Genomic DNA, 25,053 nt, shown 5'->3' with positions numbered 1-25,053 from the left:
TTACAGCTCCATTTCGGTGTACTGGGCAATGGCATCACTGCGCAATACTTGTTTCAGTTTCCTGGCGTACTGGGGATCCGTGGCGTATCCGGCCTGTTGCAGGGCTTCGAAGTAACGATCCGGGTTGTCCACCTTGGCCAGGGCGCCCTTGTAACGGGAGCCCGAGGTCAGGAAATCGACATAGTCGTTGAAGCTCTCCTCGAACGACTCGTAAGAGCGAAACGATGCCTTCTGACGCGAGGCCATCCCTTGCTCATATTCCAGGGTGCTGACCACCGCCTTGGGACCTTCCCAACGCGGATCGGCCTTGATGCCGAACAGGTTGTGAGTCACCTGCCCTTCCCCGTCCTTGATCACCCGCTTGCCCCAGCCGCTTTCCAGCGCCGCCTGGGCCACCAGCACCGCCGGGCTCAACCCCAGCTTGTCCGCCGCCTTCTTGGCAAGCGGCATCAACCGATTGACGAACTCTTCCGGGGTTTCAAACACTTGCGCCGTCTTGTCCAGCGCCTTGGTTCCCTGTGCAGCCTGCCCCCCCTGCGCGGACCCCATGGGGGGAACCGTGCGACGGGGGCGATGCGGCACGGCCAGTGGCTGGGCATCGGCACTCATCTCTTTGTCAGCAAAATCTTTGCCAACTTTTGAGGCGGAGATGAGATCGTTAGGGGCAGAGGTGGGCGGCTGGTAGGGTTTATAGACCCGTTCGGTGCGTTGCGGCATCTTGAGCACACGTCCATCATGACGGGTAAAGGTCTCGGGTGAGAGCTGCTTGGCCACCATCTCGGCCAGCCCCATGCCTCCCTTGCTGGTCATGTCGGCGACCCGCTGTTCATCCAGCATGCCCTCGTAGAACTGGGTGTAGCTGCTGTTCATGGGGTTGTCCTGGGTCAGTGCCTGGTTGGCCTGACGCATGCCCTGAAACAGGGTCTGGGTGAAGATGGACTCGAACTGGCGAGAGGCGGCCATGAGCGCATCGGCCTTGCCCTCTTTGCTCTGGCTCAGCTGGCGCAGGCGATCCAGATTCTGGATATCCTGCACCATGCCCATATTCACGCCGCTGTTGGTGTCAAACTCTGCCATTTTGCTTACCTCATTGCCGCCCGTGGCAACCCCTTGCCGCTTGTTACAATATGACCAGCTGACCTTCGATGGCGCCCGCCTGTTGCAACGCCTCCAGGATCGCCATCAGATCGCCGGGTGCCACCCCGACCTGATTCACCGCCCGCACCAAATCATCCAGGGTCGCGCCGGTATCGAGTTTGAACATGCGCCCCTGCTCCTGCTGCACGTTGATGGTGGAGTTGTTGGTGACCGCCGTCTGGCCGCCCGAGAGCGGATTGGGCTGGGACACCTGCTGATTTTCCGCGATGGTGACCGTCAGCCCGCCGTGGCTGATGGCCGCCGGCTTGAGCCGCACCTGGCTGCCGATGACTATGGTGCCGGTACGGGAGTTGACTATGATCTTGGCGGCCTCGCTGGCCGGGTCGACTTCCAGATTTTCGATGGTGGCGAGGTAGGAGACCCGCTGCCCCGGATCCCGTGGCGCATAGACCTTGACCGAGGTCGCATCAAGCGCCTGCGCCGTGTTGGGGCCCACCAGATCGTTGACCACGTCCGCCAGCCGGCGGGCCGTGGTGAAATCGGGTCGATTGAGGTTGAAGGTGATGGTATCGCCCTGGCTGAAGGAGTTCGGCACTTCCCGTTCCACGGTCGCGCCGTTGGCAATGCGGCCCACGGTCGGCGTATTCACCACCACCTTGGAACCATCGGCCCCTTCGGCGCCCAGACCGCCTACCACCAGGCTGCCCTGCGCCACCGCATAAACACGCCCGTCCAGCCCTTTCAGGAAGCTTTGCAGCAGAGTGCCGCCGCGCAGGCTCTTGGACTCGCCGATGGCCGATACCGTCACGTCTATGGTCTGGCCCGGCTTGGAGAAGGGGGGAAGATCGGCATGGATGGCCACAGGCGCCACGTCCTTGATCTTGGGCTTGATGTTGTCCGGCACCTTGATGCCGAAGTTGTTGAGCATGGTGCGAAAGGTCTGCTCGGTGAAGGCGTTGTTCTTCTCGCCGGTACCGGGCAAGCCGACGACCAGACCGTAGCCGATCAGCTGGTTGTTACGTACCCCTTCCACCGAGCTGATGTCCTTGATACGGGAGGCGTGGGCCACTCCCAAGGGCATCAGGCAGCAGAACAGGGTCACAAGACGGAGTGACTTCATAACATCTCCTAGAGCGGCCACCAGGGGCCATTGAAAAAGCTGGTAAGCCACCCCTGCTCCTGACTGTTGGCCAGATCGCCGGTACCGCCGTAATGGATGCGGGCATTGGCAACCCGCTGTGACGACACGCTGTTCTCGGACGTCACATCTTCGGGGCGGATCATGCCGGTGATCCGGATATATTCGTTGCCATTGTTGAGCATGATCCACTTCTCGCCGCGCACTATCAGGTTGCCGTTGGGCAGCACCTTGGCCACGCTGACCGAGATATTGCCCTGCAGGCTGTTGCTCTGATCCGCCTTGGCCTGCCCCTTGAAGGCACTGTTCTGGCCCAGCGACGCCGACAGATCATAAGGGCCTGCCGTGACCGGCACACCGCCCAGGGAGACCTGATCCAGGCTCAGCTTGTTGTCCTTGCCGCTCTGGGTATTGGCCTTCTTGGAGGCAGAGGTAGACTCGGCCAGCTCGATGGTGATGATGTCGCCCACCCTGTGCGCCTTGATGTCCGAATAGATGCCGTTGACCTGATCCGGTTGAAAAATGGCCCCGGTCGGTCTGACGGAGACAGGCTCAGATTCCCCGTACACAGGGGAGAATTCGGGGTCATCTGGCTTGGCCGTGTTGGGGGTGCTGCTGCAGCCCCCCAGCGCCAGCAGCCCCAGCATCCATATGGCTTTCATCATGCGCCTCCTACCGATGTGCGCGAGATCAAAAACGAGGTCATGGTGCCCATCACCCGCTTAGGTACGCTGGATCAGGAAGGACATCATGCCGTCCACCGCCGAGAGAACCTTGGAGTTCATCTCGTAGACCCGCTGGGCCTGGATCAGGTTCACCAGCTCTTCGGTCACGTTGACGTTGGACGTTTCCAGCATGCCCTGCTTGATGACGCCGAGTCCGTCCGCACCGGCAGTTCCCTGAATGGGGGCTCCACTGGACTGGGTCTCGACAAACATGTTTTCACCCATGGGTTGCAGGCCGGAGGCGTTGACGAAGTCAGAGGTGTTGATCTGGCCCACCACCTGGGATGCCCCGTCCCCCTTGAGCTGTACGGATACCTGACCATCCTCTCCCACCGTTACACTCTGGGCGTTTTCGGGGATCTGGATTTCCGGTTGCAGCGGATAGCCGTTGCCCGGGGTGACTATGGTCCCTTCATCATTGAGGGTGAACTGACCGTTGCGGGTATAGGCGGCGCTGCCATCGGGCAACTGGATTTCGAAGTAGCCGCGGCCGCTGATCATCAGATCCAGCGAGTTGTCCGTGGTCTGCACGTTGCCCTGGCTGTGGTTCTTCTGGGTGGCAACGACCTTGGCACCGGCACCCAGCATCAAGCCGGACGGGAGCTCGGTATCCGCCGACGAGCGGCCACCGGGCTGGTTGATATTTTGGTAAAGCAGATCCTCGAAGATGGCCCGTGATTTTTTGAAACCCACGGTGCTGGCGTTCGCCAGGTTGTTCGAGGTGACCGCGATGTTGGTCTGCTGTGCATCCAAGCCGGTCTTGCTGATCCAGAGTGCAGGGTTCATTTAAAACTCCTTGATTAGCTGATACGCAGCAGCTGGGTTTGGGCTTCGTCATTCTCTTCCGCGGTCTTCATTATTTTGACCTGGGTTTCGAACTGACGTTGCAACCGGATAAGGTTGGTCATCTCATCGACCACGTTGACGTTGCTGCCCTCGAGCGAGCCGGCGATGAGGCCGACATTGGCCGAGGCGGCTTCAGTCTGGCCATCCTTGCGACGAAACAAGCCGTCCTGCCCCTTCTCCACCGCATCGGCAGCAGGCTTTACCAGCTTGATACGCTGGAAATCCTCGGGCAGGTTGGCCGCGGCGCCTTCGGGACGACCGCTGATGGTGCCATCCCGATTGATCTCGATCTTTTCCATCGGCAACGGCAGCACTATGGGTTGGCCACCATCGTCCACGACATTGAGGCCGGTAGAGGTCTGCAGGTTGCCGGTCGCACTCAGCTGCAGGTTACCCATGCGGGTATAGGCTTCGCCCCCCTTGGGATCCTGCACCGCGATCCAGCCCTGACCATCAACGGCCACGTCAAGATCCCGACCCGTGGTCATCAGCATGCCATGCTGCAGATTCTGACCCGGCCGCTCCGTCATGGCGAACACCCGGGAGGGCAACCCTTCGCCGAACGCCTGCATGCTGCGCGCCTGCTCGAAGTCAGACTTGAAGCCTATGGTGTTGGCGTTGGCCAGGTTGTTGCCACGCACAGCCAGGCTGTTCATGTTCTCCTTGGCCCCGGACATGGCGATGTAAAGCAGGTGATCCATGGGATCCTCCGTCAAACTGATGACTCTGGAGAGAGAACTGCAATTTGAGTGCCAATACCGGCTCAGGAATACAAGGGGGGAGATAAAACAGGCGGGAAATGCCGAGAAAAAGGGCGCCGAGGCGCCCTTGTCATCATGTTATGACTTAACGGATCTGCAGTATGGTCTGCTGCAGCGAGCTGTTCACTTCCAGCGAACGGGAGTTGGCCTGGAAGTTGCGCTGCGCCGTGATCAGGTTCACCAGCTGGGAGGTCAAGTCCACGTTGGATTGCTCCAGCGAGGAGGACTTGATGCTGCCAAAGGTGCCCGAATTAGGGGTACCCGGCAAAGCATCGCCGGAGAGCAGGGACTGGCGCCAGGAGGTATCCCCCACCTGAGTCAACCCTTGCGAGTTGGCGAACTTGGCCATGGCGACCATGGCCACTTTCAAGGTGGTAGCGTTGCTGTAGGTGGCGGAGACGATGCCATCGGCGGTGATCTCGACCTTGGTCAGACGACCGACTGTGGAACCGTCCTGAGTCAGTTTGTTCACCTCAAACGGGGAGGAGAACTGGGTCACATTGGTGAGCTTGAGCTCCACCTGCTGGGTACCATCGGCACCATTGGTGATGATACCGGCCCCCGGTGTCCCCAGTGCTATGGTCTTGATGGTGGCCGGCGTAGTCGGCGTGATCATCTTGCCATCGGCATCGAAGGTGACGCGCGCCGCCAACGGAGGAGTCGTGGTCACGCTCGCGGCCATTGTCGTGGGTACACCACCGGCCACATCAATCGGTTTGTTACCTTCATACATGTACATGCGCCAGGCGGTCGGGCTCGCAGGCTGGGTCACGTTCGCCGGGTCCGCCTCCTTGACAAAATATTGAGTAATGACATGGGGTGAGCCCAACGAGTCATAGATGGTGACCGAGGTCGACGCAGAGTAACTCTTGTCATTGGTCGGATCGAAGATGGAGGCGTCTGCAGCCGCATTCCCGGCGGCAAGGGGCTTGGCATCTGACGGAAAGTTGAAGCTTGCTTCAATTGTACTGGTCTTGGTCGGCACACCGGCCTTGTCGGGGATCTGGATAGGCTTGGTGGCGTTGATGCTCACCGCCTTCGGCGTGCCATCCACGTTGACTTCATACCCCTGCAGGTAATGGCCCTGGTTGTTGACCATGTAACTGTTTTCGTCGAGCTTGAAGGCCCCGGCCCGGGTATAGGTGCGATCCAGATTGGTCAGACCGTCCGAGGTCACGAAGAAACCATTGCCCTGAATGGCAAGGTCCAGCGAGTTGTTAGTAAATTGCAGCGCCCCCTGATGAAACTGCTGTGCAACAGCCCCCGTGGCCACACCATTACCGACTTGCGTCTTGGCATTGACGAAGATCGAGTTCGCATACACATCGGCAAATTCGGCTCGCGACTCCTTGAAGCCGATCGAGTTGACGTTGGCAATGTTGTTGGCGGTGACGTTCAGATCTTTTTGTGCCGCGTTGACACCGCTCAAGGCATTGTTAAATGACATATCCAGCTCCTTAGATCGATGCTGTAGGCTTGGTCGTTGGTGGTGTGGTCTGGTTGGAATTGGTACCGGCAATCTCCAGGATATCCCCCAGAGAAATGGCCCCGAGTCCTTTCAATTTAACCAGGGTGGGAGAGGTGCCATTACCCAGGGTGACGCTTTCTACTCGCCCATAGGTCAAGGCCGAAATGCTCTCTGATTTGCCGGCCACTGTGCCGGTCGCTTTAATCTGGTACTTGCCCTCTTTGACGGGCTTGCCGTCCTTGTCGGTCCCATCCCAGCTGAAGGCCACGTTACCCTGATGTTCTCCATCAAGGGAGAAGGTCTTGACAACCTGCCCTTTTTCATCTTCCACCGTGATTTTCACGTTCGACATTGTCTTGTCGCCGACGGCAGCCACTCCGGAGATCTTGCCATCTTTTTCCAGATAGCCGGTGTTGGAGGGAATGAGTACGTTCTGACCCACCAGAGCGGAAGCCTGCAGCGCCTGGCTGGAGGTCATCAAGGTATTCAGATTGCCCATCTGGGTCGACAGACTCGTGATCCCTTCCGAGGTCGACATCGATGTCATCTGGGACAGCATCTGGGCGTTGTCCACCGGCTTGAACGGATCCTGATAAGAGAGCTGCATGGTCAGCAGCTTCAGAAACGACGCCTGATCCAGCTCTTTCTTGGGCGTCGTCGTACCAGTGGTCTGGGATGTGGTACGGCTGATGCCGTTCACATTATTGGTTGTATCTACCATCTGTGCTTACCCCTATCAGGACTTGCCAAGCTGAAGCGTCTGCTGCAGCATCTTCTTGGCAGAATCGGCAACCTGCACATTGGTCTGATAACTGCGTGAGGCGTTGATCATGTCTGCCATCTCCTCCACCATGTTGACGTTGGGCTTGAAAATAAAGCCATCCTTGTCAGCCATGGGGTGGCCCGGGTTGTACTCCTTGAGCAAGGGGGCCTCGCTCTCGACAATCCCCTTCACCTCGACCCCGACGGATGCCTGCTTGTCTGACATGGCCTGATCCAGCTGAGCGGCAAAGATTGGCCGCCTGGCATGGTAAGTATTTTCCACACTGGAGCTGACGCTGTCGGCGTTGGCCATATTGCTGGCCACCGTGTTGAGTCGAACAGACTGTGCACTCATGGCCGAGCCTGCAATGTCAAAGACCTTGAACAAACTCATTACTGTTCTCCTTTCAGCGCCTTCAGCAGGCCACTGATCTTGCTATTCATAAATTCGAGGGAGGTCTGGTACTCAAGGCTGTTGCGCAAGAACTCGCTGCGCTCCTGCTGCACGTCCACCGTGTTGCCATCACCGGTGTCGGGCTGCAGAGGATTGCGGTACTGCGTCAGGCCAGGGGCATCCGACTGCAAGGCAAAGTGCTTCTCACTGGTCGTCGCCAGACCGAACCCCTGCTGATGCTGGGCCTCTTCCAGTGCCTGTGAGAAGTTGATATCCCTGGCTTTGAAACCCGGGGTATCCGCGTTGGCAATGTTGCTGGACAACACCTCTGCACGCTTGGAGCGAACGCTCAGCGCGTATTGATGAATACCAAATGCCTTGTCGAATGAAATTGCCATAGCACACCTCCTGCTTGATAAATTATTAGCAAGAGGTGTGCCAAAGGGGATTTAGGCGGGGATTATTTGACTTTGTAGACGATGCCGGGATTGCAGCGGACCATTTCGAACCTGTCGGTCAGACCGGCCAGTGACTCGGAAGCCCCCAGCATCAGATAACCGCCGGGATTGAGACTGGTTGCGAACTGGTTGAGGATCTTGGACTTCACTTCCGGCGCAAAATAGATGAGTACGTTGCGGCAGAAGATGATGTCGAACTTGCCGAGCAGGCTGTAGCTCTCCAGCAGGTTCAGCGGCCGGAAGGTGGTCAATTTTCTGACACGCTCCACCACCCGCATCTTGTTGTCGCCATACGCTTCGAAGAACAGCTTCTTGCGCTCGGGCGACAGGCCGCGGGCCAGCGCCAGACTGTCGTACACCCCTTCCTTGCACTGGTTGAGCATGGTGCTGGAAATGTCCGTGCCCACGATCTGCACGCCACCGGGCAAGGTGCCTGGCTTCTTGACCTGCTGCTCCAGCGCCGTCATGGCGATGGAATAGGGTTCCTGGCCGGACGAAGACGCTGCCGACCATATCTTGATCGGGCGGCCGCTCTTGCCGAGTTCAGGAAAGATCTTGTCCGTCAGCAACTGGAATGGATAGGTATCCCGAAACCACAGGGTTTCGTTGGTGGTCATGGCATCAACCACTGCCATTTTCAGGTCGCGCTCACGCACACTCATCGCTCGCGTAACCAGATCAGACAGACTCTCAATACCAAACTGAGTCATCAAGGGCGAAAGCCGACTCTTGACCAGATACTGTTTGTTGTCACCCAGCACGATCCCGCTCTGTACTGCCAGAAAGTTGCTGAATTGTTTGTATAAGTCGTCCGAAAGTGTCTTCATGCAGTTTGTTCTTCTTGATTAGAGTGCGCCTTGTACGGCCTTGGCCAATTCATCCGGCTGGAATTTGGCAATGAAATTGTTCGCACCGACTTTCTGCACCATGGCCTGATTGAACACCCCACTGAGGGATGTGTGCAGAATAACATGTAAGTCCTTGAGATTGGGATTGTTGCGGATCTCGGCGGTAAAAGTATAACCGTCCATTTCCGGCATCTCGATGTCCGAGATCACCAGGGCAATCTGATCCTTGATGGGGCCATTCTTGGCCATCTCCAGCAACATGTTGAGCGCCTCACGCCCATCCTTGGCCAGCACGCACTGCACGCCGATAGCCTCGAGGGCCCGTTGTACCTGCTTGCGAGCCACGGAAGAGTCATCTGCCACCAGCACGGGACGTCCTCCCCCCCCCCCCCCCCCCTAGGGTCGGGTGATCCACGCTGGCTTCCACCAGCTCTTTGCTAACCTCGGTCGATACCGGCGAGATCTCGTTGAGGATGCGTTCAACGTCCAGGATCTCCACCAACTCGCCATCCACCTCGGTGACCGCCGTCATGTAGTTGATGCGACCAGCCCCCTTGGGGGGTGGCAGAATGGATTCCCAGTTCATGTTGATGATGCGCTCGACAGAATGCACCAAGAAGCCCTGGATGGAACGGTTGTACTCGGAGATGATGATGAAGCACTTGGTCAGGTCCTCGATAGGACGCTTGCCCATCGCCATGCTGAGATCGATCACCGAGATGGTCTGGCCGCGAATATGGGCAACCCCGCGAATGCAGGAGTTCAGCTTGGGCATGACGGTCAAGGGGGGACATTGCAACACTTCACGCACTTTGAATACGTTGATGCCAAATCTTTGACGTCCATTGAGACGAAACAACAATAACTCCAACCGGTTTTGTCCCACCAGCTGGGTACGTTGGTTGACCGAGTCCAGAATACTGGCCATAAACACTCCCTAAAAACGCTTGGCACTGATCATGCATGCGTGTTGGCTTGCGTCAGACTATCGATGTCACTACAAACGAATTCTGAAGCAAGCATAGTTAAATATGGTGATATGCGTGAACAACTTATCGGCCTGCGAGCGAAAATGATTAGTAGACTTTTCCTCACCTTACTGCTGTTTTGCGGCATTTCTCACGCCACGGCATCCGAGGTGACCAGCTATCTGCAAGAAATGGCACAAGAGTTTGTGCTCGGCCAGCTCGATATTCCGCTCGATGCCCAGGCACAGGTACAAGCCGCCTCCATCGAGGAACGCCTGCCCCTGACCCGCTGCGAAGAGCATCTCACCATCAGTTTCCCCGCCAGGATGGAGGTGCGTCGCAACACTACCGTCTACCTCAAATGCGAGGAGGATAAACCCTGGGATCTCTATCTGCCGGTTCGGGTCAGCATACAGAAGCCCTATGTGACCGTTTCGGCGCCGGTGGCCAAGGGCGACATCCTCAACGAAGGCATGCTGACGCTGGCCTATCAGGATCAGACGCTGATCCGTGGTGACTATCTCAGCGACCCGACCCCCCTCATAGGCGTGCGCAGCAAGCGGGAGCTCAAACCGGGTCAGCCCATACGGCTCACCCAGGTCTGCGTGGTGTGCAAAGGCGATCAGGTCACACTCAGTGCAGAAAATAGCAGCATGCAAATCAAAACCATGGCCCGAGCCTTGCAAGATGGCAGCTTCGGAGACATGATCAGACTCGTCAATATTCGTTCAGGAAAAACGGTGCAGGGAAAAGTCAGCGCAGTCGGCGCCGTGGTGGTCACCTTCTGAATGTTTTAGGTTACTTTTTTCTAAAGTTCTGACGACCGTCACCGATAAACAGGTAAGCGAACAGCAAAGCAGACGAAGGTAAACACTATGGCTATCAACAATATCAACAACCTAGCGAACAATCGGTTGCAAAACACCGGTAGCAGCCAGGGTGCCAATACCAAACCAGCGACCTCGTCCCCCGACAACCGTGCGGCGACCGTCAAGACCGACTCCGTCTCCTTGACCAATGAGGCGCAGCAATTGCAACAGATGCAGAAAAACCTCAACTCAGCCTCTACCGGTAATGAAAGCCGGGTCGAGAGCTTGAAGAAAGCCGTGGCCAATGGTGAATATCAGGTCAATAGCGAGGCTGTGGCCAAGAAGATGTTCAGCTTTGAATCCAATCTGGACAAGCTGCTGGGATGATGGATTTACCTTCGCTGCTGCATACCCAAGACGAATACCTCTCCCAGATGCAAGGTTTGCTGGAGGAGGAATTCAACCTGCTCAGGCAGCACCAGGCACTGGCGCTGCCTGAGCTGGCAGAGCGCAAGCAGAAACTGCTTGCCGATATTGAAGTGCTGGATCAGACCCTGGCCCAGTTGCCCGAGCTGCAACAACAGCTGAATGCCTTTCCCGAGCAGATGCATCTTCTGCGTGAAAAGCTCGATGCCTGCCAGGAACAAAATGATCTCAATGGTCGCCTGCTCGAGCTCAGCATCGTCTCCAACCGCCGCCTGGCAAGCTTCCTCAGCAAGCTGCGCGATCGCAACTCCTTGACCTATGACGCCAAGGGCAATACCCGCTCCGGTACCCGCTCATTCGGCATCAAGGCCTGAGCTCTCTATTCTTTCTCTTTCCGCTTCCAGTTTTTCCTCACTGTCATCCCTGATCCGCGCCTTCGTCACACCTTACAAGGTCAGACGCAGCAAGGCCTCGCTATCTGCACAGGCATGGATGCTCAATACCCTGTCTTCATAGCGGCCATAGGTTGCCGCCAGCTCTCCCCGTGGAAAACAGATGGATCCCGGATTCATCAGCACCAGCTCCCCTTCCCGCTGCAACACGGGCATATGGGTATGGCCGCTGATGAACAGACTGCCTGCCGGCAGCGCCACCGCTTCCGGGCGATAGAGATGACCATGGCTGACAAACCAGCGCCGGCCATCCACCAGCAACTGGTTGTAGGGGGCCATCATGGGAAAATCCAGCAGCATCTGATCCACTTCCGAGTCGCAATTGCCACGCACCGCCATGATCTGCGGCGCCAGCTGATTGAGCCGCTCGGCCACGGCGGCAGGGGCATAACCCGGCGGGACCGGGTTGCGCGGGCCGTGGTTGAGCACGTCGCCAAGCAACAGGTAGTGATCCGGCTGCCAGGCGGCAAGCTGGTCAAGTACCTGCTCCAGGGCACTCAGGCTGCCGTGCAGGTCCGAAATAATGGCAATCTTCATCACACGCTCCTCACGGCTGGCTGAAATAGAGATCCTTGGTGGCGATCGCCCCCTTGAGATTCTGAACGGGCAGGCCACGCAGGGTGGGATCCACCAACCGCATCTGGTTGTAGTGATAGACGGGAATGGCGGGCATCTCGTCCATCAGCAACTGCTCGGCCTGACGGTAGAGCCCGGTCCTGACGTTACCATCCAGGGTCTCCGAGGCCTGTTGCAACAGGCCGTCAAAGGCCGGATTGCAGTAGCCGCTCTCGTTCTGGGGATCCTGGCAACGGAAACTGTTGAGCATGGACGAGGGCTCCACGTAATCCCCGAACAGGAAGGAGCGGGCCAGCATGAAGTCCCCGCTGTCTTTGGCCACCTGATAGGCGTTCCACTCCATGTTGTTGAGCGCCACCTCCACCCCCAGCGGCTTCCACATGGCCGCCACCGCCAGTGCCAGCTTCTTGTGATTCTCCGAGGTGTTGTAGGTCAGTGTCAGCTTGAGGGGATGCGCGCTGTTGTACCCTGCCTGTGCCAGCAGGGCACTCGCCCTGGCCAGCCGGGTCGGCTGATCCTGCAAGGCCAGCGGCGAACTCAGCGCCTCATAGCCAGGCATGCCGGGCAGCAGTGACCAGGCGGCTTGTTCGCCCTGGCCGCTGACCTTCTCGGTCAGCAAATGTCGGTCTATGGTCATGGCCAGCGCCTGGCGCACCCGCACATCCTGCAGCTCGGGGCGACGCAGGTTGAAGGTATAGAGATAGGTGCCGAGCAGCGGCAGGCCCCAGATCCGCTCAGGGGTCGCCTCCCTGGTCTTCTGGTAATACTCCAGCGCCACCTTGTTGGTGAGCTGGATCTCCCCCGCCTCGTAACGCAGCCGCTCGGCGTGCTGGGAGGCAAGCGGCAGATAGGTGACCCGCTGGATCCGGGTGTGGGCATCGTCCCAATACTGGACGTTGCGCTCCGCCTCGATGCGCTCGTTGGGCACCCAGTTCACCAGCTTGTAGGCGCCATTGCTGACCAGCTTGCCTGGCTGGGTCCACTGCTTGCCAAACTGGTTGATGGCCTTCTCGTTGACCGGCACGAAGGGACGCTGGCTTATCAGTTGCAGGAAATAGGGCACAGGCCGCTCCAGGGTCACTTTCAGGATCTGCTCGCTCTCGGCCTCCACCCCCAGGGTATTGAGATCCAGCGCCCCTGCGTAGATGGACTGGGCATTGTTGATGCCGGTCGCCAGCAGCAGCCCGGCGGAAGGTGAGCCCTGCGCCGGATCCAGCAGTCGCCGCCAGGCATAGACAAAGTCCTGCGCGCCGAGCGGCTCGCCGTTGGACCACTTGAGCTGCGGGCGCAGGAAGAAGCGCCACACCAGCCCATCTTCACTGGTCTCCCAGCGCTGGGCCTGGGCCGGCACTATCTTGCCCTGGCCATCTTCGCTCACCAGCCCCTCGAACAAGTCCACCAGCACGACCTCGCCCGGAAAGCCGGAGCGGATCTGGGCCGGGTCGAGGGATTCCGGCTCGGCGCCGTTGCCCTTGACCAGGGTCTGGCGGTCAGACAACGCGGGCTCCTGGGACACAGTGGTGGCCTGCACTGCAGGGGCCATCAACAGACCCAGCAGCAAGGGAGAGAGCCAGCGACGGGCTGGCCGGGAAGCGGGGCACAAAACCATGACATAAACCTCGTTCAATTCACTTTATTTCAAGAAGGGGGAAGGCCGGCAGCGCGCCTGAATACGAATGCATGATGCTGCGCTTGTTATCCCCGAAGACGCCCCGTATTGTATCGGGCTTGCTCAAGAGATGGAGTCTTTCGGGCTATTTTTTTCTGTAGTTTTTTATGAAGTGCGAATGGCTGTCGCCGGTAACGGCCTGATGCGTCTTTCGATTTAGCTACATTTTCAGGAGTTGTTATGGGGTATGAGTGGCTGGCGCTGGCGGCGGCCAGTTTGTGGGCAGTGGCGGCCCTTATCTCCGTCAAACCGGCCCGTCACCTGGGGGCGTTTGCCTACAGTCGCTGGCGCATGTTTCTGGTCAGCCTGATGCTGGGCTCCGTCAGCCTCGCCACCGGCGGCTGGCAATCTCTCACCGAGAGCGCCCTACCCCTGCTGGCATTGTCGGGCCTTATCGGCATCTTCGTCGGCGATACCGCCCTGTTTGCCTGCATGAACCGACTGGGCCCCAGGCGCAGCGGCCTGTTGTTCTCCTGCCATGCCCTCTTCTCCGCCCTGCTCGGCCTCTGGTTGTTTGGCGAGCAGCTCGGTGGCTGGCGACTGGTGGGGGCCTTGCTGGTGTTTGCCGGCGTCATGCTCGCCATTTTGTTCGGCCGCCGTGGCGGCAATCAGCACAACGAGTGGGAACAGGTGCGCGGGCATCTCGCCATCGGCATAGGTCTGGGTCTGACGGCCGCCTTCTGCCAGAGTCTGGGCGCCATCATCGCCAAGCCCGTGATGATGGGCGGCAATGTGGATGCGGTGAGCGCCTCCGGCATCCGCATGGGCAGCGCCCTGTTGGCCCACTGCACCTTGCGGGCACTGCGGGTGCCGCTGTCACTGCCGCACAACCCCATCAACCGTCAGGTGTTGGGGATGATTGGCATCAACGGCTTCCTGGCGATGGCCATGGGGATGACGCTGATCCTGGTCGCCTTGCGTCAGGGGGACGTCGGCATGGTGGCGATCCTCTCCTCCACCACCCCTGTCATTCTGCTGCCCCTGCTGTGGTGGCACTCGGGCCAGCGCCCTTCGCTGGCGGCCTGGGCAGGCGCCCTGCTGGCCACCCTGGGGACAACCATGGTGCTGGGAGCCGGGTAAGACGGCCCGACGTCAACGCTGGGGTTGAACACTCTCGTCCAAATAGGCTTAGCCAATCGAGCCTGCGACCAAGTTCTGCCCGTGGGTTCGATTAACCCCATGGCGCCATAATCGACTCTTGATGGCCGGGTCGGGTGACTAGAACTGGGCGATTTCCTCGGCCGTCAGCTCGCGGTATTCGCCCGGTGCCAGCGCGTCATCCAGCACCAGTGTACCGATCTGCTCCCGATGCAGTCCCACCACCTTGTTGCCGATGGAGGCAAACATCCGCTTCACCTGATGATACTTGCCTTCATGGATGGTAAGGCGGGCCTCGCACTCACCCAGAATTTCCAGCTGGGCGGGACGGGTCTTCTCGGATTCGTTGCGCAGGAAGACACCATCGGCAAACAAGGAGATGGCATCCTGGTGCACGGGGTCGGCCAGCCAGACGTGATAGGTCTTGGCACACTCATGGCGCGGCGAGGTGATGCGGTGGGACCATTTGCCATCGTCGGTGACCAGCACCAGACCCGTGGTGTCGAGATCCAGTCGGCCAACCACGTGCAGCTTGCCCATGGCGGGCTCGTCCATCAGGAAGAAGACGGTCGGGTGATCCGGGTCTTCGTTGGAGCAGACGTACCCTTCCGGTTTGTGCAGCATGAAGTAGCGATTGCGCTGATCCAGCGTCAGCGTGACGCCGTCAAATTCGACCTGGCTCTGCTCGTTGATGTGAAAAGCGGGTTGTTTGACCACTATGCCGTCCACCGTGACCTCTCCCTGCCGGATCAGCTTGCCCGCCAGGGACCGGGTCAAATCGGAACAATCGCAAAGAAATTTATCGAGCCGCATGCACAACCTCAGAGTCCATCAATAAAGGGGCGCCATTATATAGGCCGAGGCCAACAACTCCAGCACTAAGCGGTGGCGATGCAGACCATGTCGTCATGACGAAGCCCGGCGCGGGTGTTAGACTGCCTGCAGAGGGCCTAACGTTACGCATAATAATAAAGTCAGGAAGCCGTATGAAGTCGCACACTCCTCATCCCGTCATTCCCGTCAACCAGCTGCAAGCCGGCATGTATGTGATCGCCATCATCAGCCAGACAGGCGGCATGGAGATTGCCCAGATGGGGCTGGTGACCACCCGTCAGCAGATCGATGATCTGGTCCGGCGCGGTGTGCTCACGGTGCGCGTGGATCTCGCCCGCAGCAAGCTGGCCGGCATAGAGCAGATCATCTCCCCCGACCCGGCCGCCTTGTCCGCGTCTTCCCAACGCCCGGCAGGCAGTGCCAACGGCGAGGGCCGTGAACTCAAGATCCGCCGCCTCTATCAGGAAGCCCGCGAGCTGCAAGGCAAGTTCATCCGTCAGCTCAAGGCGGGTGAGCCCATCGACATCACGCCGCTGGCGGCGGTGGCCGAAGAGATGGTAGACACCATGTTCACCCACGGCGATGCCATGCTCTGCCTGGCCCGGATCCGCGCCAAGGATGCCTACCTGATGGAGCACTCCATGAACGTGGCCATACTGCTGGCCAACTTCGGCCGCTATCTGGACCTGGATCGCAGCGTGCTCAAAGAGCTGACGCTGGGGGGCCTGCTGCACGATGTGGGCAAGATCATGACCCCGGACGAGGTGCTCAACAAACCGGGCAAGCTGACCGATGCAGAGTTCACCGTGATGCGCCAGCATGTGGTGCACAGTTACGACATCCTCAGCCATACCCCCGGCATCACGGCCACCATGCTGGAAGTCGCCGCCAATCACCACGAGCGGCTCGATGGCACGGGTTACCCCCGCCACCTCAAGGGAGATCAGCTCTCCCTCCATACCCGCATGAGCGGCATTGTCGATGTCTACGACGCCGTGACGGCGGATCGGGTCTACAAACAGGGGATGCAGCCGACCCAGGCATTCCGGATCCTGCTCAAGGGGGCCGACCACCATTTCGATCGGGGGCTGGTGACCAAGTTCATCAAGTGCATGGGGGTCTATCCGGTGGGAACTCTGGTTCAACTCTCCAACCAGCGGCTGGCCATCGTCATGCAGCGCAATCCTCATGAGCCGCTCAAGCCGGTGGTGAAGGTGATCTATCACGCCACCCAGCGCCACTACCTCGAGGTGCAGTGGCTGGATCTGGCGAAGTCGGGAGTGCAGGAGAGCATAGAAAGCACGGTCGATCCCAAGGAGTTCGGCATCAGCCTCGCCAACTTCGTCTAGTTGGTTCCCCCCTCCCGGGACCGCTCGACACAATGCTGGATGAGAAACTCCTCATCCAGCGGTGACAGGTCAAAGCGGATGCAGGCCTCTTCGATGGCCCGGATGTCGTGTTGATGGTGCTCGCTGAGCCAGCGCACGGCGCGGCGCAGATCTTCACCATGGGGCAGCAGGGTATGGTCGCTCATGAGGCACCTCCGGTTAGCCATCGACATCAGCCCGTCACACCGGGTTGTCTCTTATAGCTTAGTCCGCCCGTCGCCCCTCCTCTAGGCTCCCTCAAGCCGGCCGCTGACCTCAGGCAAAGGCCCGCTGCCAATCCTGATCAAACTTCGCCAATGCCGCATCCACCGCGGGTACCTTCAGCAACTGCTCGGCCACGTCGAGCGGCAGTGTGATGGATTGGCAACCAGCCAGCAGGCAATCGAGCGCCTGGCGCGGGGTACGGAAGGAGGCCGCCAGCACCTTGCTGTTCGGTGCATGCAGCGCCAGCAGCTGTTGCAATTCCTGCACCGTGGCTATGCCATCGCCACCCTGAGCATCCAGCCGGTTGACATAAGGGGCGACATATTCAGCGCCAGCCACAGCCGCCAGCCAACCCTGCAGCGGGGTGTAGACAGCCGTGCCCAGAGTCGGCACGCCGTTGGCGGTCAGGCTCTTGATCGCCGCCAGCCCCTCCTCACATACCGGGATCTTGATCACCAGATCCGGGTCCAGCTCACGCAGGGCGAACGCCTCGCGCACCATCTCTGTCTCGGTTTTGGCCATCACCTGGGCAAACAGTCGCGCCTTGGGGCCCAGCACGTCACGCAGGGCGGGCAGCAGCGCCTTGAGCGGCAATCCCCCGGCGGCAGTAATGGAAGGATTGGTGGTCACACCGGCCAACGGCAGGATCCGTGACCAGCGACGCACTGCCGCCACATCGGCGGTATCGAGATACAGCTCCATCTCTAACTCCTTAACGGGATGTTCAATATGTCGCCATTCTAGCGACAAAACATCTGCGAATTGCTTGATCGAAATCAAATCAACTTTCGAATGAAAGTAAATAGAATGAAAAAACAAAAGGAGGCGGTATGATTTTCGACCTGCAACGATATTCAACTCACGATGGCCCCGGCATTCGCACCCTGGTGTTTCTCAAGGGGTGCTCGCTGGCCTGTCTGTGGTGTCAAAACCCGGAAAGCCGCTCTCCCAAGCCGGACATACTACTCGACCGGCGCCAGTGCATCGAGGGATGCCGGCTCTGCAGCCAGACCTGTCCGGCAATCTTGCGTGACAGCGAGGGCATCCAGCTCACCCGTTCAGCCCTCAATGCCGAGGACATGGAACGGCTGCGCGGCCTCTGCCCGAGCGAAGCGCTGCAGGTGTGTGGCCGGGATGAAACGCTGGACACCCTGATGGACACCATACTGCGGGATCGTCCCTTCTTCGAGCGCAGCGGCGGTGGCGTCACCCTCTCCGGCGGCGAGCCTTTTATGCAGCCCGACTTTGCCGCCGCCCTGCTGGCCCGCTGCAAGGCACAAGGGCTGCACACTGCGGTCGAGAGCTGCCTGCATGTGCCCTGGCATCATATTGAGCCAAGCCTCCCCTCGCTGGATCTGCTGCTGGCGGATCTCAAGCATGTGGATGAGAAGCGCTTCTTCGACTGGACTCGCGGCAAGGTGGAGCTGCCCATCGCTAACCTCAAACGCCTCGCCGAATACGGCGTGCCCATGCAGATCCGGGTGCCGCTCATTCCCGGCTTCAATGCCGACCGCGAATCCATCGAAGCCATCACAGACACGGCCGCCAGCCTCGGCACTGTGCAGGAGATCCACTTCCTCCCCTACCACACTCTGGGGATGGGCAAATATGCCCTGCTGGATCTGCCCTATCTGGCGCCGGACGCGCCGCTCGACAACCCCGATTTACTCAGCTTTGCCCACGCATACGCCCAACGTCAGGGACTGACCCCTGTGACCAGAGGATAAGATCATGACCCAGCTCGACCTCAATAGCCTCAGCCTGCGGATCCGCGCCCACAAAGAGAGCCTGATCCACATCGTTCAGCCGCCGGTCTGCACCGAGCGTGCCCGCCACTACACGCAAGCCTATCAGGCTCACCTCGCCCGGCCGCTGCCGGTGCGCCGCGCCCTGGCGCTGGCCCATCACCTCAAGGAACGCACCATCTGGATCAAGCACGAGGAGCTTATCGTCGGCAATCAGGCCAGTCAGGTGCGGGCGGCGCCGCTCTTCCCCGAATACACTGTGGGCTGGATTGAGAAGGAGATCGACGAGCTGGCAGACAGACCCGGCGCCGGTTTTGCGGTGAGCGAAACCGACAAGGAGATCATCCACGCCCTCACCCCCTTCTGGCGCGGCCAGACGGTGCAGGATCGCTGCTTCGGCCTCTTTACCGACGAGCAGAAAGCACTGCTGGAGAGCGGCATCATCAAGGCCGAGGGCAACATGACCTCGGGGGATGCCCACCTCGCGGTCAACTACGACGAGTTGCTCACGCTGGGTCTCGATGGCTTCAAGGCCAAGGTGGCCGAGCGGCGCAGTCGGCTGGATCTGGCGGATTGGGCCGATCTGCAGCGCGAGCAGTTCCTGCATGCCGTCGCCATCACCCTGGATGCGGTCAGCGATCACATCGGGCGCTACGCCACTCTTGCCCGTGACATGGCCACGATAGAGCCGGGCCCCGAGCGCCGAAGCGAGCTTGAAACCATGGCGCTGAACTGCGCCCACATAGCCCACCAGCCCCCCGAGACTTTCTGGCAGGCGCTGCAGCTCTGCTACTTCATCCAGCTCATCCTGCAGATCGAATCCAACGGCCACTCGGTGTCGTTTGGCCGGATGGATCAATACCTCTACCCTTGGTATCGCCGCGAGGTGGAACTGTCAGGATCCCTGTCACGCCCCCGCGCCATCGAACTGCTGCAAGGGTGCTGGCTGAAGTTGCTGGAGGTGAACAAGATCCGCTCAGGCACCCACTCCAAGGCCTCCGCCGGCAGCCCCCTCTACCAGAACGTCACCATAGGCGGCCAGAACTGGCGCGATGGGAAAGCCCACGACGCAGTCAACGGTCTCTCTTACGCGATTCTGGAGTCCTGCGGCCAGCTGCGCTCTACCCAGCCCAACCTCTCGGTGCGCTACCACGCACGAATGAGCGAAGACTTCCTCGACGCCTGCATTCAGGTGATCCGCTGCGGCTTTGGCATGCCCGCCTTCAACAACGACGAGGTGGTGATCCCCGAGTTCATCAAGCTCGGGGTGAGCGTGGAGGATGCCCACCACTACGCCGCCATCGGCTGCATCGAGACCGCAGTGCCCGGCAAGTGGGGCTACCGCTGCACCGGCATGAGTTTCATCAACTTCGCCCGCATCCTGCTGGCGGCCCTCGATGGCGGCCGCGATGCCACCACAGGCCAAGTATTCCTGTCCCAATCCCAGTCGCTGCGGGAAGGGACCTTTGGCCACTTTGACGAGGTGATGGCCCGCTGGGACGAGCAGGTGCGCTACTTCACCCGCAAATCCATCGAGATCGACTGCGTGGTCGACAGCGTGCTGGAGGCGCAGGCCCACGACATCCTCTGCAGCACGCTAGTGGATGACTGCATCGAGCGCGGCAAGACCATCAAGGAGGGGGGTGCCGTCTATGACTGGGTCTCCGGCCTGCAGGTGGGGGTAGCCAACCTGGGCAACAGTCTGGCAGCCCTTAAAAAATTGGTGTTCGAGCAGGGCGTAGTGGATCAGCGCGAGCTGGCTGCCGCGCTGGAGCAGGACTTTGCAGGACTGGCAGGGGAGCAGCTGCGCCAGCGCCTCACCCATGCGGCCCCCAAATATGGCAACGATCTGGACGAGGTGGACATGCTGCTGGTGCAGGCTTACCAGAGCTACATCGACGAGCTGAAGGGATTGCACAACACCCGCTTCGGCCGTGGCCCCATCGGCGGCACCTACTATGCAGGCACCTCCTCCATCTCGGCCAACGTGCCGTTTGGTGCGGCCACCCTGGCCACCCCGGATGGCCGCCACGCCCGCACCCCGCTGGCGGAAGGGGCCAGTCCCTCCTCGGGCTCGGATCGCCTCGGGCCCACGGCGGTATTCAACTCCATCGGCAAGCTGCCCACGGCGGCCATTCTCGGTGGCGTGCTGCTCAACCAGAAGCTGAGTCCGGCCAGCCTTGAAAACGAGCGGGACAAAACCAAGCTGATGAGCCTGCTGCGCACCTTCTTCGAGGTGCACAAGGGGTGGCACGTGCAGTACAACATAGTCTCGCGGGAGACGCTGCTGGCGGCCAAGGCCCATCCCGACCAGTACCGGGATCTGGTGGTGCGGGTGGCGGGCTATTCGGCCTTCTTCACCGCCTTATCCCCGGATGCGCAAGATGATATCATCGCCCGCACCGAGCACAGTCTCTGACGGGGCCCTCCCCATGGCGCCTGTGACGTCATATGATTGGCAAGCCACCCCACGGGTGGCTTGCCGCTATCCACCACCTTGCATGCGAGCGCACCATGAATCCACGCCACCAACTGATCCTCACTCTGGTCCATCAGGCTCGCAAGATGAGCGTGGCCGAGCTGTCCCGCCACACGGGGGTGTCAGAGGTGACGGTGCGCAACGATCTCACGGCACTGGAGAAACAGGGGCTGCTCAGACGGGTGCACGGCTCGGCCATGGCGCTGGAGACCGATGATCCGGATGCCCGGATGAACATCAACTACCTGCTCAAGGAGCGCCTCGCCGAGCGGGCCGCCCAGCTGGTGGAAGACGGCGAGACTGTCTTTATCGAAGGGGGCAGTGCCAACGCCATGCTGGCCCGCCACCTGGCCCTGCACAAACGGGTCACCATCATCACCATCAGCAGCTATATCGCCCATCTGCTCAAGGACACGCCGGCCCAGGTGGTGCTGCTCGGCGGTCTGTTCCAGCATCAGAGCGAGAGCGTGGTGGGGCCGCTGACGCGCCTGTGTATCGAGCAGGTGCACTTCTCCAAGGCCTTCATCGGGGTCGATGGTTTTCACCCCGAGGTGGGCTTTACCAGCCGCGACATGATGCGGGCCGACGTGGTCAACAGCGTGCTGGCCAAGGGGATGACCAATGTGGTCATCACCGACAGCAGCAAGTTTGGCGCCATCCACCCCAGCCAGCTTGGCGCGCCGGGTCAGATCGGCGTGCTGGTCACCGACGATGCCCTGTCCGCCCCCATGCGGGCCGCCATCGCGGCTCGCGGCATAACCCTGCATTGCGTTACCGCCTGAACCTGTCATTGCGGCTTGCAGCCTAAAGCCATGCCCCGCCTGGCGGCTTGACGCCAGCCACCCTCTCAAGGGTATGCTCGTCCCCTTGCCGATCCGCCCGTGCAATGCGGATCGCCATTTCTCTGATGACAAGGAAGCTGAATGCAAACCAAGGACAAGTGTCTGGCCGCCCTGGTCATCCTCTGCTGGGGACTCAACTTCGTGGCGATCAAGTGGGGGCTGGAGGGGATACCCCCGCTGCTGCTGGGGGCACTGCGCTTCGTAGGCGTGGTCTTTCCCGCCATCTTGCTGGTGCCAAGGCCCGCCATGCCCTGGCGCTGGCTGCTGGCCTATGGCGGCGCCATCAGCCTGGGCCAGTTTGCCTTCCTGTTTTGCGCCATGAAGTTCGGCATGCCGGCGGGCATGGCCTCGCTGGTACTGCAATCCCAGGTGGTGTTCACCCTGCTGTTCGCCATGCTCTGGCTGGGGGAGCGCTGGCAGCCCCACCACTGGGTGGCGCTGCCGCTGGCGGGGGCAGGCCTCTATCTCATCGCCACTCACGGTGAAGGTAACCTGACCCTGCTCGGCTTCGTGCTGACGCTGTGCGCGGCCGCCTGCTGGGGCCTTGGCAACGTCATCAACCGCCAGATTGGGCTGCGTTATCAAACACCATTACCAAGCCTTATCGCCTGGGGTGGTCTGGTGCCCATAGCGCCCTTCTTCGCGCTCTCCTGGTTGTTCGAAGGGCCGGCGCTGATTGCCAGCAGCCTGCTCAACTTCAGCTGGCAGGGGCTCTTGTGCGTGCTCTATCTCTCCTTTGTCGCCACCTGGCTCGGCTATGGCCTGTGGGGGCGTCTGCTGATGCGCTATCCGGTGGCGCAGGTGGCGCCGCTCTCCCTGCTGGTGCCCTGTGTCGGCATGGTGGCGGCCGCCCTGCTGCTCGACGAACACCCGACCCCCTTGCAGTGGCTGGGTTCCGGCCTGGTGCTGCTCGGCTTCGTGGTCCATCTGCTGGGTGGCCGGCTACGCTGGTTCAAGCAAGAGACGGCGCCTTGATGGGCACCCGGTTATTTTCCACCCGCCATTGACCCGGCTGGGGAAAATTTCCATCATGAGCCAGTCCCCATCGGGACTGGCGTCACCAGAGCGTGACCTGCAGGAAGCAGACCATCAGGAGAGAGCATGGATATGCCATCGACAGCCTCAGCCGGGGTGAGCCCGGTCCCATCCCTTATTCGTACTGCCGCCATCACCCTGATCCTGTGCTGGAGCCCGCTTGGCTGGAGCGCCAGCCTGCCTGCGGATCTCAAGTGGGAGAGCAACAACGCGGATCCTGTCTACGCCGACCCGGCCGCCAAACGGGGCGGCACCTTCCACACCTTTATGACCAGCTTTCCCCTGACCCTGCGCAAATTCGGCCCCGACTCCAACGGCGGATTTGCCGGTTATGTCAGGGAGACCAACCTGCCGCTGCTGAGCACCCATCCAGTCACCGGCAACCCCATGCCCATGCTGGCAGACGAGTGGGCCTTCGGTGCCGACAACAAGACGCTCTACTTTCGCATCAACCCCAAGGCGCGCTGGTCGGATGGCCAGCCCGTCACCGCCGATGACTGGGTGTTTACCCTCAAGATGATGCGCAGCAAGGAGATAAGCGACCCCTGGTACAACAACTACTACAGCACCCAGATAACCGGGGTGACCCGCTTCGATGACCGCACCCTGGCCATCACCAGCGGCAGCGAGAAGAGCCGCCAGGATCTGCTGGAGTCCTTGCCGTTCAGCCCTGAGCCGAGCCACGCCATCAAGCTCACCGCCAACTGGGTCAAGGAGTACAACTGGAAGATATTGCCGGTCACGGGCCCCTATCAGCTCGGCGAGGTGAAGAAGGGCAAGTCGGTCAGCTTGGTGCGGATCCAGGATTGGTGGGGCAACGATGAACGCTACCTCCAGCACCGCTTCAATCCGGACAAGATAGAAATCAAGGTACTGCGGGATCAGAACATCGCCTGGCAGCATTTCTTGCGCGGCGAGCTGGATACCTTCCCGCTGGTCATGCCCAACTGGTGGCACGACAAGACCAAAACCGCCGAATTCGAGAAGGGTTATATCGAGCGGCGCTGGTTCTACAACCAGACTCCCCAATCCCCCATGGGACTCTATCTCAACACAGCCGACCCGCTGCTGAAGGATATCAATGTGCGGCTCGGCATCCAGCATGCCCTCAACCTCGACAAGATGCTCGCCACCCTGCTGCGGGGGGATTACCAGCGCCTCAACAGCTATGGATCTGGCCAGGGCGCCTTCACCAACACTGAGCTCAAGGCTCGCCCGTTCGATCCCCAACTTGCGCGCAACTACTTCGCCAAGGCCGGTTTCACCAACGCTGGACCGGATGGCACCCTGCAAAACGAGCGGGGGCAGCCGTTGACCCTGAGCATCACCTACACCATTGCGGAGCATGCCCAACGCCTCACCCTGCTGCGAGAAGAGGCCAAGAAGGCGGGGCTCAATCTCGAACTCAACCTGATGGATGCCTCCGCCGGCTTCAAGTCCATGCTGGAGAAGAAGCACCAGAGTGCCTGGATGGGCTGGAGCTCCGGCCGCTACCCCGCCTATTGGGAGCATTTTCACAAGGTCAATGCCAACAAGCCCCAGACCAACAACATCATGAACATAGATGACGAGGCCATCACGGCACTGGTGGAGCAGTACGACAAGGAGTTCGATTTTGCCAAAAAGGCGGCCCTCTCACGGCAGATCCAGCAGCGGCTCTATGAGCTGGCCAGCTTCGTGCCCACCTATCAGGTGCCCTATACCCGGGAAGGGGCCTGGCGCTGGATAAAACTGCCCAAGGTGCCGGCGACCCCCAAGAGCGAGCTGCTCTACTGGCCGCTCGATGGCGGAAATAGCGGCTACAGCTATGGCGGCCTGTTCTGGATTGACGAGCAGGCGAAGGCAGAAACCAGGACGGCCATCGAGAGCGGCAAGACCTTCCCCGCCGTCACCCTGACAGACACAAGCTACCAGCAGCGCTGAGGCGGCTCGCCCTGTCATGGCCTAGTCCCCAAAAGGGCACAGCCCATCGGGGCCGAAAACAAAAGACCCCGCACGTTGGCGGGGTCTTTTTATTGCAACCAGGGTTG

25 protein-coding genes and 1 pseudogene are annotated in these 25,053 nt (G+C 60.2%); 10 read left to right on the top strand and 16 right to left on the bottom strand.

Going from position 1 to position 25,053, the window contains the following annotated elements; genetic code table 11:
- The 11 genes and pseudogenes from flgJ to CK910_RS12705 form a co-directional block, all read right to left on the bottom strand.
- Entirely contained in the window at positions 1–1,077 is a 1,077-nt protein-coding gene (gene flgJ, locus CK910_RS12755) for a flagellar assembly peptidoglycan hydrolase FlgJ (RefSeq protein ID WP_098983494.1), read from the bottom strand.
- Between the two features lie 43 nt (positions 1,078–1,120).
- On the bottom strand, positions 1,121–2,218 hold the full coding sequence (locus CK910_RS12750) for a flagellar basal body P-ring protein FlgI (RefSeq protein WP_098983492.1): 1,098 nt from the start codon (positions 2,216–2,218) through the stop codon (positions 1,121–1,123).
- 8 nt (positions 2,219–2,226) lie between these two features.
- Complete coding sequence (gene flgH / locus CK910_RS12745; RefSeq protein ID WP_065401642.1) at positions 2,227–2,898, bottom strand: flagellar basal body L-ring protein FlgH; 672 nt, start codon at positions 2,896–2,898, stop codon at positions 2,227–2,229.
- A 60-nt stretch (positions 2,899–2,958) separates the two neighbouring features.
- The gene (gene flgG / locus CK910_RS12740) at positions 2,959–3,747 is read right to left on the bottom strand and encodes a flagellar basal-body rod protein FlgG (RefSeq protein ID WP_043137532.1); all 789 of its coding nucleotides are present in this window, start codon (positions 3,745–3,747) and stop codon (positions 2,959–2,961) included.
- Positions 3,748–3,761: 14 nt separating this feature from the next.
- On the bottom strand, positions 3,762–4,508 hold the full coding sequence (flgF, locus tag CK910_RS12735) for a flagellar basal-body rod protein FlgF (protein ID WP_042870552.1): 747 nt from the start codon (positions 4,506–4,508) through the stop codon (positions 3,762–3,764).
- Between the two features lie 145 nt (positions 4,509–4,653).
- Entirely contained in the window at positions 4,654–6,015 is a 1,362-nt protein-coding gene (gene flgE, locus CK910_RS12730) for a flagellar hook protein FlgE (protein ID WP_098983489.1), read from the bottom strand.
- Between the two features lie 10 nt (positions 6,016–6,025).
- Complete coding sequence (locus tag CK910_RS12725; RefSeq protein WP_098983486.1) at positions 6,026–6,757, bottom strand: flagellar hook assembly protein FlgD; 732 nt, start codon at positions 6,755–6,757, stop codon at positions 6,026–6,028.
- A gap of 15 nt (positions 6,758–6,772) precedes the next feature.
- Positions 6,773–7,192, bottom strand: a complete 420-nt coding sequence (flgC, locus tag CK910_RS12720; RefSeq protein ID WP_042870559.1) for a flagellar basal body rod protein FlgC — start codon at positions 7,190–7,192, stop codon at positions 6,773–6,775.
- Positions 7,192–7,590, bottom strand: coding sequence for a flagellar basal body rod protein FlgB (gene flgB, locus CK910_RS12715; RefSeq protein ID WP_042870562.1), 399 nt, complete (start codon positions 7,588–7,590; stop codon positions 7,192–7,194). The genes flgC and flgB overlap by 1 nt, the downstream gene beginning before the upstream one ends.
- A gap of 62 nt (positions 7,591–7,652) precedes the next feature.
- A complete protein-coding gene (locus CK910_RS12710; RefSeq protein ID WP_098983483.1) occupies positions 7,653–8,477 on the bottom strand; it encodes a CheR family methyltransferase in 825 nt (274 codons plus the stop codon).
- 18 nt (positions 8,478–8,495) lie between these two features.
- Positions 8,496–9,426: pseudogene (locus tag CK910_RS12705) on the bottom strand (chemotaxis protein CheV).
- A gap of 222 nt (positions 9,427–9,648) precedes the next feature.
- Between CK910_RS12705 and flgA the strand changes: the two are divergent.
- The 3 genes from flgA to CK910_RS12690 all read left to right on the top strand — a co-directional run bounded on the left by flgA (position 9,649) and on the right by CK910_RS12690 (position 11,075).
- Positions 9,649–10,254 (top strand): flagellar basal body P-ring formation chaperone FlgA, encoded by a 606-nt coding sequence (flgA, locus tag CK910_RS12700; protein ID WP_253852877.1) that lies wholly within the window; start codon positions 9,649–9,651, stop codon positions 10,252–10,254.
- 87 nt (positions 10,255–10,341) lie between these two features.
- On the top strand, positions 10,342–10,662 hold the full coding sequence (flgM, locus tag CK910_RS12695; RefSeq protein ID WP_042870570.1) for a flagellar biosynthesis anti-sigma factor FlgM: 321 nt from the start codon (positions 10,342–10,344) through the stop codon (positions 10,660–10,662).
- The gene (locus CK910_RS12690; RefSeq protein WP_043137544.1) at positions 10,659–11,075 is read left to right on the top strand and encodes a flagella synthesis protein FlgN; all 417 of its coding nucleotides are present in this window, start codon (positions 10,659–10,661) and stop codon (positions 11,073–11,075) included. Before flgM ends, CK910_RS12690 begins: the two co-directional genes overlap by 4 nt.
- A 72-nt stretch (positions 11,076–11,147) precedes the next feature.
- Here the strand turns inward: CK910_RS12690 and yfcE are convergent, their stop codons facing one another.
- Together yfcE and CK910_RS12680 are read right to left on the bottom strand one after the other, a co-directional pair.
- The gene (yfcE, locus tag CK910_RS12685) at positions 11,148–11,690 is read right to left on the bottom strand and encodes a phosphodiesterase (RefSeq protein ID WP_098983481.1); all 543 of its coding nucleotides are present in this window, start codon (positions 11,688–11,690) and stop codon (positions 11,148–11,150) included.
- A 10-nt stretch (positions 11,691–11,700) separates the two neighbouring features.
- Complete coding sequence (locus CK910_RS12680) at positions 11,701–13,338, bottom strand: peptide ABC transporter substrate-binding protein (RefSeq protein WP_098985075.1); 1,638 nt, start codon at positions 13,336–13,338, stop codon at positions 11,701–11,703.
- Between the two features lie 240 nt (positions 13,339–13,578).
- Between CK910_RS12680 and CK910_RS12675 the strand changes: the two genes are divergently transcribed.
- Positions 13,579–14,478, top strand: a complete 900-nt coding sequence (locus CK910_RS12675; protein ID WP_098983479.1) for a DMT family transporter — start codon at positions 13,579–13,581, stop codon at positions 14,476–14,478.
- A 138-nt stretch (positions 14,479–14,616) separates the two neighbouring features.
- Here the strand turns inward: CK910_RS12675 and rsuA are convergent, their stop codons facing one another.
- Positions 14,617–15,309, bottom strand: a complete 693-nt coding sequence (gene rsuA, locus CK910_RS12670) for a 16S rRNA pseudouridine(516) synthase RsuA (RefSeq protein WP_043137550.1) — start codon at positions 15,307–15,309, stop codon at positions 14,617–14,619.
- A gap of 173 nt (positions 15,310–15,482) precedes the next feature.
- On the opposite strand from rsuA, the gene CK910_RS12665 reads away from it, so the two are divergent.
- Complete coding sequence (locus CK910_RS12665) at positions 15,483–16,679, top strand: HD-GYP domain-containing protein (protein WP_098983477.1); 1,197 nt, start codon at positions 15,483–15,485, stop codon at positions 16,677–16,679.
- Here the strand turns inward: CK910_RS12665 and CK910_RS12660 are convergent.
- Both CK910_RS12660 and fsa read right to left on the bottom strand, forming a co-directional pair.
- Positions 16,676–16,864, bottom strand: a complete 189-nt coding sequence (locus tag CK910_RS12660) for a hypothetical protein (RefSeq protein ID WP_043137557.1) — start codon at positions 16,862–16,864, stop codon at positions 16,676–16,678. The two genes, CK910_RS12665 and CK910_RS12660, sit on opposite strands and share 4 nt — an antisense overlap.
- Before the next feature lie 109 nt (positions 16,865–16,973).
- Positions 16,974–17,624, bottom strand: a complete 651-nt coding sequence (fsa, locus tag CK910_RS12655) for a fructose-6-phosphate aldolase (protein ID WP_043137560.1) — start codon at positions 17,622–17,624, stop codon at positions 16,974–16,976.
- 128 nt (positions 17,625–17,752) lie between these two features.
- On the opposite strand from fsa, the gene CK910_RS12650 reads away from it, so the two are divergent.
- The 5 genes from CK910_RS12650 to CK910_RS12630 all read left to right on the top strand — a co-directional run bounded on the left by CK910_RS12650 (position 17,753) and on the right by CK910_RS12630 (position 24,946).
- A complete protein-coding gene (locus tag CK910_RS12650; protein WP_098983475.1) occupies positions 17,753–18,649 on the top strand; it encodes a glycyl-radical enzyme activating protein in 897 nt (298 codons plus the stop codon).
- A gap of 4 nt (positions 18,650–18,653) precedes the next feature.
- Positions 18,654–21,086: a formate C-acetyltransferase/glycerol dehydratase family glycyl radical enzyme gene (locus CK910_RS12645; protein WP_098983473.1), complete on the top strand. Its 2,433-nt coding sequence runs from the start codon at positions 18,654–18,656 to the stop codon at positions 21,084–21,086.
- A 95-nt stretch (positions 21,087–21,181) separates the two neighbouring features.
- The gene (locus tag CK910_RS12640; protein ID WP_098983471.1) at positions 21,182–21,928 is read left to right on the top strand and encodes a DeoR/GlpR family DNA-binding transcription regulator; all 747 of its coding nucleotides are present in this window, start codon (positions 21,182–21,184) and stop codon (positions 21,926–21,928) included.
- Positions 21,929–22,069: 141 nt separating this feature from the next.
- A complete protein-coding gene (locus CK910_RS12635) occupies positions 22,070–22,963 on the top strand; it encodes an EamA family transporter (RefSeq protein WP_098983469.1) in 894 nt (297 codons plus the stop codon).
- A 132-nt stretch (positions 22,964–23,095) separates the two neighbouring features.
- On the top strand, positions 23,096–24,946 hold the full coding sequence (locus CK910_RS12630) for an extracellular solute-binding protein (protein WP_098985074.1): 1,851 nt from the start codon (positions 23,096–23,098) through the stop codon (positions 24,944–24,946).
- The last annotated feature ends 107 nt before the right edge of the window (positions 24,947–25,053 follow it).

This window comes from Aeromonas sp. CA23 (assembly GCF_002587065.1).
Lineage (GTDB): Bacteria > Pseudomonadota > Gammaproteobacteria > Enterobacterales > Aeromonadaceae > Aeromonas > Aeromonas bestiarum.
This window is presented reverse-complemented; position numbering and strand designations above follow the sequence as displayed.